Origin of the sequence: Acinetobacter nosocomialis NIPH 2119 (assembly GCF_000368085.1) — a bacterium.
Classification (GTDB): Bacteria; Pseudomonadota; Gammaproteobacteria; order Pseudomonadales; family Moraxellaceae; genus Acinetobacter; species Acinetobacter nosocomialis.
On the sequence record NZ_KB849239.1, the window covers coordinates 3277586 to 3290096 of the forward strand.

Genomic DNA, 12511 nt, shown 5'->3' on the forward strand with positions numbered 1-12511 from the left:
GCATGCAAATTAAGACCCCTGATATTGGTGTAGATAAAGCAAACGTCGCTGAAATTTTAGTAAAAGTTGGCGACCGTGTTGAAGTTGACGACAGTATCGTTGTGCTTGAGTCTGATAAAGCAACTGTTGAAGTGCCTAGCACTTCAGCAGGTGTCGTAAAAAGTATCTTGATTAATCAAGGTGATGTTGTGACTGAAGGTGTTGCTTTGATTGAGATCGAAGCAGAAGGTACGGCACAAGCAGCTCCGGAACCAACACCAGCTCCTGCGGCTGAAAAGCCAGCTGCTCCAGCACCTGCACAGCAAACTCAAGCTTCAGCTCAACCTGCTGCCTCTACATCAACTTCTACTGTTGAAGTGACTGTACCTGACATTGGCGTTGAAAAAGCATTAGTTGGTGAAATCCTCGTTAAAGTGGGTGACCAGATCGATGTTGAACAAAGTATTGTTGTTGTAGAGTCAGATAAAGCAACTGTGGAAGTTCCAAGTAGCGTTGCTGGTACTGTAGAAAGTATTCAAGTGAAAGAAGGCGATACCGTTAAAGAAGGTGTTGTTCTTATTCAAGTGAAAACAGCAGCTGCGTCTAATGCGCAAGCAGAAGCTCCTGCTACTACACCAGCTCCAGCTGCGGCAGCTGAACCGGTTGCTGCAAAGCAAGAAACTGTTGCGGCAGCTGCTACTCAATCTGGTCCAGTTGATATCAATGTTCCTGACTTGGGCGTAGATAAAGCAGTTGTTGCTGAAATCTTAGTGCAAGTTGGCGATAAAGTTGATGTAGACCAAAGCCTTGTTGTAGTTGAGTCAGATAAAGCAACTGTGGAAGTTCCAAGTACTGTTGCGGGTGTTGTAAAAGCAATTCACTTGCAAGCAGGCCAACAAGTTTCACAAGGCGTGTTGCTTGCAACAATTGAAGCTGAAGGCCAAGCACCTGCTGCTGCACCAGCGGCAAAAGCAGAAGTAGCCCCAGCTCCACAGGCAGCAGCACCTAAAGCAGCTGCTCCTGCTACAACACAGTCTGCACCTGCGGCGCCTACATCTGGTACTGATAAGTTAACGAAAGAGCAAGAAGCAGAAAACGCTAAAGTATATGCAGGTCCTGCTGTTCGTAAGCTTGCTCGTGAACTTGGCGTGATTTTGTCACAAGTTAAAACTTCTGGTGAGCATGGCCGTGTAGTTAAAGAAGATATCTTTGCTTATGTGAAGAGTCGTTTAACTGCACCACAAGCGGCACCAGTTGCTGCGACTGCACCAGCAGTTTCGGGTTTACCAAAGCTTCCTGACTTTACTGCATTTGGTGGCGTGGAAGAAAAAGTACTGACGCGTTTGCAGCAAGTATCAATTCCGCAGTTGTCTTTAAACAACTACATTCCACAAGTAACTCAGTTTGACCTTGCGGATATTACTGAGTTAGAAGCTTGGCGTGGTGAGTTGAAAGACGGCTTTAAGAAACAAGGTGTGAGCCTAACAATTTTGGCATTTATTGCAAAAGCTGTAGCACACTTGTTGAAAGAAGAGCCTTATTTCGCGGGTCACTTAGCAGATGATCAGAAATCTGTATTGCTCCGTAATGAAATCCATATGGGTATTGCGGTTGCAACTCCAGATGGTTTGACAGTACCTGTACTACGTAATCCTGACCAAAAATCAATTAAGCAAATTGCTGTTGAATTGGGTGAGCTCAGTAAAAAAGCGCGTGATAAGAAATTAACACCGAAAGATTTACAAGGTGCTAACTTCACGATTACAAGCTTAGGTTCAATTGGCGGTACAGCATTTACCCCACTAGTTAACTGGCCACAAGTTGCAATTTTGGGTATTTCACCTGCAACGATGCAGCCTGTATGGAATGGTAAAGACTTTGATCCACGCTTAATGTTGCCGTTGTCATTGTCTTATGACCACCGCGTAATTAATGGTGCGGATGCAGCTCGCTTTACAAATAAACTTACGAAACTTCTTAAAGATATTCGTACTTTATTAATCTAATGCTTTGAAAGATCATACTAAAACCTCGCTTCGGCGGGGTTTTGTTTTAATGTCTATTTGACTTAATTTTTAGGTTAATCTACAGATTAAGCAGGATTTATCGAGAGTGAGGAGAAATTTCTCGTTATTACATAAAGGAGAAGTAGTAAATGTTAGGTTTTCTGAAAATTATGTTGCCCTTACTATTGATTGTGTTTTTATTGATGGGAATATGGGTCAGTATTTTACACTTCCCGTGGGAATGGATGACTTATGTGGTGATGGGTTTTGAGGTGTTTGTTGCTACTTTGATTTTGCCCTTTGAATATCAGGCTGGAACGAGCAGTAGCCCTATTGGTTTTATTCATATAAGTGCTTATTTTGCAGTGATATTAGGTATTGCACGATTAGTCGTGTGGGCGTGGATAAAATTTGTTACTTGAAAGTTTGAAAAATCGAGTGACTTGAATATAATAAACGCATACTTCATTGGGGAGTAGCCGCTATTCACAGCAAAGGTGAATAGGTGATGGTCAACATAATTGTTCAACAGAACATGGTCATCATAGCTTAAACGTCTCATCGTTTCTGAGTTGGCAAGACCTTTGATTTACCACTCTGCAATCATTTTATGATATTTGGCTAGCAGGAGGGGTAGGTCATAGGCATTTATGCTAGCCAGAGAACCGACATGCAAGAATTTCTGATTTCTACCTCGATTGTTGCCCTCGCTGAAATGGGCGATAAAACTCAATTGTTGGCACTTTTACTATCTGCGCGTTTCCGTAAGCCAATTCCTATTTTAATTGCGATTCTTTTAGCAACACTTATTAATCATGGTATTTCTGCTGTGCTTGGGCAATGGATTACCACAGTTCTAAGCCCTGAAATTTTAGTCTGGGTACTCGCTGTTGGTTTCATTGGTATGGCATTCTGGATGCTTATTCCGGATAAGCTCGATGATGAAACCGATAGCATTAATAAATGGCAAAAATTTGGTGTTTTTGGGGCAACCTTTATTTTATTTTTCTTAGCAGAAATTGGTGATAAAACCCAAATTGCGACAGTCGCTTTAGCTGCACGCTATGACAGTATTTTCTGGGTGATGCTAGGTACAACATTAGGTATGATGATTGCCAATGCACCAGCTGTATTTATTGGTAATAAATTAGCTGAACGTCTCTCTATCTCACTGATTCATAAAATTGGTGCAGCTATTTTCTTCATTGTAGGTGTTTCTACGCTAGTACAACATTATTTCTTCTAAGTTATTTTCAATTTGTATAAAAACGCATTCATGAAGAGTGCGTTTTTTTTGAGCTTTGAAGAAGTTAAACTTTACGATATAGCTTATTTAAGAAAATGTTAGAGGATTACTCAATTTCTTGATGATTCATTTCTAGAATAAGAAAAGTAAAATCTATTTTAAAATATTATGAGAAATATCAATTAATTCATTGCAAGCATTTTAGAATCCCTTTATTTTAGTAGGGATATAAAAATATCTAATATTTAAAATTTTTTTTGGGGAATTGTATGGGGTTTGAAAAAACAACATCACAGATATTATTTGATAATGGCGTACATAAATGTATTAGTTTTACCAGTTTGGTCAAAGGGGAAGGCATACAAGCCAATCAATTTTTAATTATTGATCATGAACGAGCAGCCGTTATTGACCCAGGTGGTGACTTGACCTACGTTCCATTGACGATGGAACTTAATAAATATACTCGTCTTAAAAATTTGGACTATGTAATCGCTTCACATCAGGACCCAGATATTATTACTTCAATGCCTCGTTGGCTGGTTTATACCGATGCTAAGGTGGTGGCCTCTAAATTGTGGGCACGATTTTTACCTCACTTAAATTCATCATTTATGAGTGAGCGTATGAAAGGAAATTGGGAAGATCGTCTGATTGAGCTACCAGATCGTGGTCAAGTGATTCAACTAGGCGAATCAAAGCTTGTCATGGTTCCGGCCCATTTCCTACATTCGGTAGGTAATTTTCAGTTTTATGATCCAGTTGCCAAGATTTTATTTTCTGGTGATATGGGGGCTTCTATTGTGGAGGATGCAAGTCAGCCTCTCAAAGATTTTGATGCCCATGTGATGAAAATGAAGGCTTTTCATCAGCGCTATATGTGCTCCAATAAAGTTATTCGTTTATGGGTCAACATGGTCCGTCAAATGGATATTGAGATGATTGTACCTCAGCATGGTACTCCATTTATTGGTAAAGAAATGATTAATCAGTTTTTAGACTGGATTGAGACCTTACCATGCGGCGTAGATTTAATGACTGAGCAAATTTTTAGCTGTCCGACATAAAAAGTTATCTTCAATATCTTGAGTCCAATTTGAAATTTTTTTAGGATTTTGCGCCATAGAAAAAATTTTTGATGACGAGAATTTGAATAAAAATGTTATCTCAAGTTGCGACTCCAGATGAGTGCCTACGCTGTGGGGCGTGTTGTGCACATTTTCGGGTTTCATTTTATTGGGCTGAGGCCGAGTTAATGGATGAACATCTCGTTGAACCTTTAACACCCGTTTATTCGTGTATGCGTGGAACCAATCAAGCTCAGCCACGATGTCAGGCTTTAACAGGTGAAATTGGTAAAGAGGTAGGTTGTTCTATTTATGCTGTGCGTAGTTCTACCTGTAAAGAAGTACAGATTGCAGATGAACAGTGTAATAAAGCACGCTTGGCGCACCAATTGATTCCTTTGATTGAGGTAAGCCCAGCAGATTCAGAAAATGATCATGATTATGATCAGGTGAGTTAAATATGAGCTAACACGATAATAAGTGAGAAATATTTAGAGTAGGTAAATATCTATTGCTGAAAAAGGCAAAGATAATATGAAAATTGCATTGAAATTTGTTTATAATAGCTCACGGAATTTACCAGTGAGATTGTTATGCTGACCATCGTTCAAGAAGCGCTAACCTTCGATGATGTCTTATTACTTCCTGCCTACTCTACTGTTCTCCCAAAAGATGTCTCTTTAAAGACACGTTTAACTCGCGGCATTCATTTAAATATCCCATTAGTTTCAGCTGCAATGGATACGGTGACTGAGTCACGTATGGCGATTGCAATGGCGCAAAATGGTGGTATCGGGATTTTGCACAAAAACATGGATATTGCTGCTCAAGCTGCAGAAGTACGCCGTGTGAAAAAATTCGAAGCGGGTATGGTGAAAGATCCAATCACTGTAACCCCAGAAACCACAGTACGTGAACTGATTGCAATTACCAGCGCTAATAACATTAGCGGTGTACCTGTTGTTAAAGACGGCAAGGTTGTTGGTATTGTGACAGGCCGTGATACACGTTTTGAAACTAACTTGGAACAACCTGTTAGCAACATCATGACAGGCCAAGATCGTTTGGTGACTGTGCGTGAAGGCGAGTCTAAAGAAAATATTCAAGCATTATTGCAAAAGCATCGCATTGAAAAAGTTTTGGTCGTTGGCGAAAACAACGAACTTAAAGGTTTAATTACGGTAACTGACTTCCGTAAAGCTGAGAGTTATCCAAATAGTTGTAAAGATGATCTTGGTCGTTTACGTGTTGGTGCTGCGGTAGGTACAGGTGTTGAAACACCAAGTCGTGTAGAAGCATTGGTTGAAGCTGGTGTTGACGTCATTGTTGTTGATACAGCACACGGCCACTCTGCTGGAGTTATTGAACGTGTACGTTGGGTAAAACAAAACTTCCCTCAAGTCCAAGTGATTGGCGGTAATATCGCAACTGGTGATGCTGCATTGGCATTATTAGATGCAGGTGCAGATGCTGTAAAAGTAGGTATTGGTCCTGGTTCTATCTGTACGACACGTATTGTGGCAGGTATTGGTATGCCGCAAATTTCTGCGATTGACAGCGTTGCTAATGCACTGAAAGATCAAATTCCTCTAATTGCAGATGGCGGTATCCGTTTCTCTGGCGATATGGCAAAAGCGATCGGTGCAGGTGCAAGCACAATCATGGTTGGTTCACTTCTAGCGGGTACTGAAGAAGCGCCTGGTGAGGTTGAATTCTTCCAAGGCCGTTACTACAAAGCATATCGTGGTATGGGCTCATTAGGTGCAATGGCTGGAGCGACAGGTTCTGCTGACCGCTACTTCCAGGATTCAAAAGCAGGTGCTGAAAAGTTAGTACCAGAAGGAATTGAAGGTCGTGTTCCATATAAAGGCCCAATGGGTAACATCGTTCATCAAATGATGGGTGGTTTACGTTCATCTATGGGCTATACAGGTTCATCAGTAATTGAAGACCTTCGCCAAAATGCGAAATTTGTGAAAATTACTTCAGCGGGCATGTCTGAGTCACATGTTCATGATGTAACGATTACTAAAGAAGCTCCGAACTATCGTGTTGGTTAGATTTTAGTAACCAAATCAAATAAGAAAGCCGTCAGTACACTGACGGCTTTTTGTTTTTGGTGTAAAGTAAATCTGATGAAAATAGATATGGCAGAATAGCCATATATGAAATGAGCCACGGCTGAAGTGGCGTAAAATGAGATAAGCTATGAGTTATTTTGGAACGGATGGTATTCGTGGAAAATTTGGGCAAATGCCGATTACACCAGAGTTTGCTTTAAAACTCGGGTTCGCCGCAGGGAAGGTATTAAAACGAACGAGTCCAAAAAATAAACCGCTTGTGGTATTAGGAAAAGATACACGTTTATCTGGCTATATTTTAGAGTCTGCTTTGCAGGCGGGATTAAACGCTGCTGGCGTATATGTTCACTTACTTGGACCATTGCCGACACCGGCTATTGCACATCTTACCCGTGCCTTACATGCGCATGCAGGTATTGTTATTTCTGCATCACATAATCCTTATTTTGATAATGGAATTAAATTTTTCTCAAGTGAAGGTAAAAAATTACCAGATTCATTACAGGAAGAAATTAATAAAGAATTAGAAAAAGAGTTATTTATTGATGACACTGCGAACTTAGGTAAAAGTGTTCGTGTAAATGATGCAAATGGTCGTTACATTGAATTTTGTAAGTCTACATTTCCATATCACTTCGATTTAAATAATTTAAAAATTGTTGTGGATTGTGCACATGGTGCAGCTTATAGCGTTGGTCCATCAGTTTTCCGTGAGTTAGGTGCCAAAGTTGTTGCTCTGTATAACGAACCAGATGGTTTAAATATTAATGAAAACTGTGGTTCGACTCACCCAGAAAGTTTACAAAAAGCAGTAGTTGAGCAAGAAGCTGATCTAGGAATTGCCTTTGATGGCGATGCCGACCGTGTCGTGATGGTTGATAAGTTTGGGAACTTAATTGATGGTGACCACATCTTATATATTTTGGCGACTCAAGCGAAAAACAAGCCAGTAGGTATTGTTGGTACTGTTATGAGTAATATGGCGCTTGAAATTGCACTTGAAAAAGCAAACGTTGGCTTTGTTCGTGCAAAAGTTGGTGACCGCTATGTATTACAAGCATTAGATGAAAATGGATGGGTTACAGGTGGAGAACCATCTGGACATATTTTAACGTTAGATAAGAGCACAACAGGTGATGCGATTATTGCAGCACTTCAAGTGTTAACTGTAATGGTTGAGCAAAATAAAGCGCTCCATGAATTGGTTCAGGACTTTAAATTATTCCCACAAGTGCTTGTAAATATACGTTTAGAACAAATGCTTGATCCATACTCCATTCCAGCATTAGTGACTGAGTTCAATAAAGCAGAAGAACAGCTTAAAGGACGTGGACGTATTTTAGTTCGTAAGTCTGGAACTGAGCCAGTCATTCGTGTCATGGTTGAAGGTGATGACGAACAAGAAGTGAATGCTTTGGCTGAACATTTAGCAAATGCAGTCCGTTCACAAGCGCAAGTTGCATAAGGTATATGGCATGAGTGACGTCATTAAAGACTTAAGCGAATTACGTTTAAGCTATGAACAAGGTGAATTGTACGAAACACAAGTCGCGAGTAATCCGCATGAACAATTCTTAGGTTGGTTTAATCATGCCTTAGCCGCCAACTTGCACGAACCATATGCGATGTCTTTAGCAACTGCGAGCGCTAGCGGTCGTCCGCATGTTAGAACTGTATTGTTACGCGGTGCGACAGAAGCAGGTTATGATTTTTATACCAACTATGACAGCCAGAAAGGTATAGATTTGGCAGAAAATCCATATGCTGAACTGTTATTTTATTGGCCAAGTCTAGAGCGTCAGGTACGAGTGGGTGGTCATGTCGTCAAAATTCCTGAACAGGAATCTACCGACTATTACCATAAGCGTCCACGTGATAGCCAGATTGCAGCTCATATCAGTACACCTCAAAGCGGTAAGATAGAAAGCCGAGAGTTGTTGCAACAGCGTTTTCAAGACTTGCAACAACAAGTTCAAAGCCGTGAAGTACTCGATAAGCCAGAGTTTTGGGGCGGATATCGTCTGCAACCGGACTATTATGAATTCTGGCAAGGACGACCAAATCGTTTACATGACCGCTTGAGTTATGAAAAAATCGACGGTCAATGGACATTGCACCGACTGATGCCTTAAATGACAAAAATACGAATTAAACAAAGACCTTTATTGACGCGCCCTGAACAGTTTCAGGGCGTGCCTCCGTTTATTGCCGAGATTTTGGCAAGACGTGGGGTGCAATCTGAACAAGAATTAGAGCTAAAACTTAAGAACCTGCTTGCTCCAGAGCTCAAAGGCTTGGATGCTGCTGTCGGATTAATGGACCAAGCCATCGATGAGCAGAAAAAAATAGTTATTGTGGGGGACTATGATGCTGATGGGGCAACTAGCACTGCTTTAATGATGCTCGTGCTTCGCGATATGGGCGCACAAGTCGATTATCTGGTACCAGATCGTTTCAAATATGGTTATGGTCTTACTCCAGCCATTGCTGAGCTTGCTTATCAAACTTATAAACCCGATCTATTAATTACAGTAGATAATGGAATTTCCAGCCATGCTGGTGTTGATGCAGCACATGCCTTAGGCATGCAAGTGATTATTACCGACCATCATCTAACGACCAAAGAAACCCCACTTGCTGAGGCGGTGGTAAACCCAAACCAATTAGGATGTGAGTTTCCAAGTAAGGCACTTGCCGGTGTTGGCGTTGCTTTTTATGTACTTGCCAATTTGGCGAGTCTACGCAATAGACAGGGTAAAAGTACAAGTAAGGTGACTCAATATTTAGATTTAGTCGCTTTGGGAACTTATGCCGATGTTGCTGTTTTGGATTATAACAACCGTATTTTGGTTGATGCCGGTGTAAAACGTATTCAGCAATATCAGTGTCGAGTAGGGATTTTAGCTTTACTCGATATTGCTGGTCGGGAAGCAACTTCAATACGTGCGCAAGACTTAGGTTTTGTGCTTGGACCACGCATTAATGCTGCTGGACGTATGGAGAGCATGCGCATTGGGATCGAGTGTTTATTAGCAGATTCGATGGAAACTGCTTATCCAATTGCTCAACAATTAAATCAACTAAATATAGATCGCCGTCAAGTTGAAGGGGAGATGAAGCAACAAGCTTTATCGGCTTTAGATAATTTGCAGCTTTCACAGCAAGATATCCCAGCAGCGCTTGTTCTATTTGAAGAAAACTGGCACCAAGGTGTCATCGGGATTGTCGCGGGGCGTTTGAAAGAGCAATTTCATCGGCCAACGATTGTTTTTGCAGCCGATGAGGATGGCGTTCATATTAAGGGCTCAGCACGTTCAATCGATGGTGTTCACATTCGAGATACTATTGAGCAAGTTGCTGAACAATATCCTGAGTTGGTCAGCCATTTTGGTGGACATGCTGCGGCAGCCGGCCTTACGATTCGTAAAGAAAACTTTGAAGCTTTTAAGACAGTATTTAATGATTGTGTCGCTGCGATGGATGAATCAATCTTTCAAGCGACATTATGGACTGATGGTGAGTTACCTGTCTCTGCTTTGCAGTTAGATACCTTGAACTGGATTGAGCAGTTAGGGCCATGGGGACAAAAATTTCCACTGCCTCAATTTGAGGGACATTTTAAAGTTATTGATTTCCGTTGGCTCAAAGAGACACACCTGAAACTTAGACTAGCGATAGATCAATACACTTTCGATGCGATTGCTTTTAACGCAGCCGGCCGCTTCGAGTTTGATCCAATGCGTGACTATGTACATTTAGTTTATGAAATAGACCGTAACGTTTTTAATGGCAATGTGAGCTTACAGCTACGAATTGTGCATTTAAATCAATAAAAAATCCGCTCAATTGAGCGAATTTTTTAAATCTAGGTAAGATTAGAAGCGGTATGCTGCACGAACACCATAAGTGTTGTCGTTATCACCGAAACCAATACGACCTTCAAGACTTACTTGCTGATTTAAGAATTTTTTAGCATTAATGCCCCATTCGTCTTTATCAGTTAAGTCATTGTTGTAGTAGTCCACACCTAAACTTAAAGTTTTATCGATGTAGTAGTCACCACGAACTTTATATTCGTCAAGGTCACCAAACGCGCCATACGCTTCAAGGTTTACGTCATGTTGACCAACTTGAGTTACGTATTTCGCACGAACGGTAGGATCTGCGCCGTCTTTACCGTCTTTTTCATCATAACCTTTAACACCCAAAGCAAGTAACAAACCTGGTGCTGGTAAGTAACCTACTTCTGCAGCATAAGTTGTAACTTTTTGGTCGTAGTTTGTGTTGTCGATTTCACGTTCATTTCTGCCTACATCACCGCTAAGGTAGAAGTCAGTGTTAGGAACATAGTATTCAACGCCTACGCCATATTGAGTATCTTTAGTACCGCTGTTATCGCCATAGTTAACGTGTGCGTTAACGTTGCTTGCACGGTTTAAGAATGCTGCTTCAGCAAGCGGTGCATTACGTGTTTGAACAGGGTTGAAATAATAAGTCCCATCAACACCAAATTTACTTACGCTGCTGCCGTTATCTGGATCAAGATAAGTGTAAGAACCACCAACTTCAGCTTGGTAAGCGTTTGCTGCGCCACTTACTGCAAGTGCAGATAAAAGAGCTGATGCAATTGCTAGTTTTTTCATGGAATCTCTCCCCTCTAAAAACGATTTTATAAATGTTTTGTTACAACTTTTAGTCTAGAGCAAAAACATTTACCGTCAATCTTGGGCAAGTAACCGGACTGTAACCATGTGCTTTTTCTGTAACTATATTTAATTTAAGATATTGATTTTAAAACATAAAAACATAATGTTTTATTTTATTAAAATTGAGGAGATTTTGTGTAGAAATTCAAAAATGCTGGAAAAGTACCCAATTTTGTATGGGGATGTTACGAATTAAGCTTAAAATCTTCTGAAAGAAAATTAAAAAATTTATAAATTGAAATGACAGTTATAAATTAAAGCAGGTTCGAAGATAACCATAGCTATGATAAAATATTCGACTGTTTATCTGTTTTTATGGGAACACTCGCGTGGAAATTAATCCTTATCTAAACCAATTGAAAGACTTAACTGATCGTAGCCAAACACTACGGGGGTATCTTTGACTACGATCTGAAAAAAGAACGTTTAGAAGAAGTTTTACGTGAGTTAGAAGACCCTGCGATCTGGAATGATCAAAACCGTGCTCAGGCAATGGCAAAAGAAAAGGGCGAACTAGAAAACGTTATTAACGTTTTAGATGGTTTATCTACACAGCTTGAAGATGCAAAAGCAATGCTGGATTTAGCTGTTGAAGCTGATGATGAAAGCTTGCTGGTAGATGTACAATCTGAGCTTGGCGCTGCCGAAGAAGAATTAGCAAAACTTGAATTCCGCCGTATGTTTAGCAACCCAATGGATCCGAATCCTTGCTATGTCGAGATTCAAGCAGGTTCAGGCGGTACAGAAGCACAAGATTGGGCTTCAATGTTATTACGTATGTATATGCGATGGATTGAACGTCACGGTTTTAAAGCAGAACTTATGGAAGTATCTGATGGTGATGTAGCAGGTATCAAATCTGCAACGATTCGCGTTGAAGGTGAATATGCATATGGCTGGTTACGTACAGAATCTGGTGTACATCGTTTAGTGCGTAAGTCACCATTTGACAGTGGTAACCGTCGTCATACTTCATTCTCTGCGGTATTTATTTCACCAGAAGTTGATGACAATATCGAAATCGATATTAATCCTTCTGATGTTCGTACCGATACTTATCGTGCATCTGGTGCAGGTGGTCAGCACATTAACAAAACAGATTCAGCAGTTCGTTTGACGCACATTCCATCAGGTATTGTGGTTGCATGTCAGAACCAACGTTCACAACATGCGAACCGTGATCATGCATGGAAACAGTTACGTGCAAAATTGTATGAACTAGAAATGCAAAAACGTAATGAAGCAGCTCAAGCACTTGAAGACTCGAAGTCTGATATTGGTTGGGGTAGCCAAATTCGTTCTTATGTACTTGATGACTCTCGTATTAAGGACTTACGTACAGGTGTTGAAAACTCAAATACTGGTGCAGTTCTTGACGGTGATCTTGATCGCTTCATTGAAGCGAGTTTAAAGCAGGGGTTGTAAG

General features: G+C 40.6%; 11 protein-coding genes and 1 riboswitch. Of the genes, 10 read left to right on the forward strand and 1 reads right to left on the reverse strand.

Going from position 1 to position 12511, the window contains the following annotated elements; all coding sequences use genetic code 11:
- Positions 1-2 precede the first annotated feature (2 nt).
- The 9 genes from F984_RS19135 (at position 3) to recJ (ending at position 10212) form a co-directional block, all read left to right on the forward strand.
- Positions 3-1985: a 2-oxo acid dehydrogenase subunit E2 gene (locus F984_RS19135; RefSeq protein WP_004711491.1), complete on the forward strand. Its 1983-nt coding sequence runs from the start codon at positions 3-5 to the stop codon at positions 1983-1985.
- Between the two features lie 149 nt (positions 1986-2134).
- The gene (locus F984_RS19140) at positions 2135-2407 is read left to right on the forward strand and encodes a hypothetical protein (RefSeq protein ID WP_002054071.1); all 273 of its coding nucleotides are present in this window, start codon (positions 2135-2137) and stop codon (positions 2405-2407) included.
- Between the two features lie 36 nt (positions 2408-2443).
- A riboswitch (yybP-ykoY riboswitch) is annotated at positions 2444-2640 on the forward strand.
- Between the two features lie 15 nt (positions 2641-2655).
- Positions 2656-3231: a TMEM165/GDT1 family protein gene (locus tag F984_RS19145; RefSeq protein ID WP_004711493.1), complete on the forward strand. Its 576-nt coding sequence runs from the start codon at positions 2656-2658 to the stop codon at positions 3229-3231.
- Positions 3232-3500: 269 nt separating this feature from the next.
- Complete coding sequence (locus tag F984_RS19150; protein WP_004711495.1) at positions 3501-4298, forward strand: oxygen-binding di-iron domain-containing protein; 798 nt, start codon at positions 3501-3503, stop codon at positions 4296-4298.
- A gap of 92 nt (positions 4299-4390) precedes the next feature.
- A complete protein-coding gene (locus tag F984_RS0104090) occupies positions 4391-4756 on the forward strand; it encodes a YkgJ family cysteine cluster protein (RefSeq protein ID WP_002053785.1) in 366 nt (121 codons plus the stop codon).
- A gap of 135 nt (positions 4757-4891) precedes the next feature.
- Positions 4892-6358: an IMP dehydrogenase gene (gene guaB / locus F984_RS19155; RefSeq protein ID WP_002053986.1), complete on the forward strand. Its 1467-nt coding sequence runs from the start codon at positions 4892-4894 to the stop codon at positions 6356-6358.
- 148 nt (positions 6359-6506) lie between these two features.
- Positions 6507-7844: a phosphoglucosamine mutase gene (gene glmM, locus F984_RS19160; RefSeq protein ID WP_002053874.1), complete on the forward strand. Its 1338-nt coding sequence runs from the start codon at positions 6507-6509 to the stop codon at positions 7842-7844.
- A gap of 10 nt (positions 7845-7854) precedes the next feature.
- Complete coding sequence (gene pdxH, locus F984_RS19165; protein WP_001286115.1) at positions 7855-8511, forward strand: pyridoxamine 5'-phosphate oxidase; 657 nt, start codon at positions 7855-7857, stop codon at positions 8509-8511.
- A complete protein-coding gene (recJ, locus tag F984_RS19170; protein ID WP_004711499.1) occupies positions 8512-10212 on the forward strand; it encodes a single-stranded-DNA-specific exonuclease RecJ in 1701 nt (566 codons plus the stop codon).
- Between the two features lie 42 nt (positions 10213-10254).
- Here the strand turns inward: recJ and F984_RS19175 are convergent, their stop codons facing one another.
- Complete coding sequence (locus F984_RS19175; protein WP_002053751.1) at positions 10255-11022, reverse strand: putative porin; 768 nt, start codon at positions 11020-11022, stop codon at positions 10255-10257.
- A gap of 392 nt (positions 11023-11414) precedes the next feature.
- On the opposite strand from F984_RS19175, the gene prfB reads away from it, so the two are divergent.
- Positions 11415-12510, forward strand: a protein-coding gene (prfB, locus tag F984_RS19180) for a peptide chain release factor 2 (protein ID WP_099143691.1) whose coding sequence is annotated in 2 segments (ribosomal slippage) — positions 11415-11486 and positions 11488-12510 — 1095 coding nt in all. Because the reading frame shifts where the segments join, the coding sequence is not laid out codon by codon here.
- Position 12511: the final 1 nt, after the last annotated feature.

Excerpts from the sequence above, each read along its gene's own strand:
- F984_RS19135 (WP_004711491.1), top strand. The coding sequence starts at position 3 with ATGCAAATTAAGACCCCTGATATTGGTGTAGATAAAGCAAACGTCGCT.
- F984_RS19140 (WP_002054071.1), top strand. The coding sequence starts at position 2,135 with ATGTTAGGTTTTCTGAAAATTATGTTGCCCTTACTATTGATTGTGTTT.
- F984_RS19145 (WP_004711493.1), top strand. The coding sequence starts at position 2,656 with ATGCAAGAATTTCTGATTTCTACCTCGATTGTTGCCCTCGCTGAAATG.
- F984_RS19150 (WP_004711495.1), top strand. The coding sequence starts at position 3,501 with ATGGGGTTTGAAAAAACAACATCACAGATATTATTTGATAATGGCGTA.
- F984_RS0104090 (WP_002053785.1), top strand. The coding sequence starts at position 4,391 with ATGTTATCTCAAGTTGCGACTCCAGATGAGTGCCTACGCTGTGGGGCG.
- guaB (WP_002053986.1), top strand. The coding sequence starts at position 4,892 with ATGCTGACCATCGTTCAAGAAGCGCTAACCTTCGATGATGTCTTATTA.
- glmM (WP_002053874.1), top strand. The coding sequence starts at position 6,507 with ATGAGTTATTTTGGAACGGATGGTATTCGTGGAAAATTTGGGCAAATG.
- pdxH (WP_001286115.1), top strand. The coding sequence starts at position 7,855 with ATGAGTGACGTCATTAAAGACTTAAGCGAATTACGTTTAAGCTATGAA.
- recJ (WP_004711499.1), top strand. The coding sequence starts at position 8,512 with ATGACAAAAATACGAATTAAACAAAGACCTTTATTGACGCGCCCTGAA.
- F984_RS19175 (WP_002053751.1), bottom strand. The coding sequence starts at position 11,022 with ATGAAAAAACTAGCAATTGCATCAGCTCTTTTATCTGCACTTGCAGTA.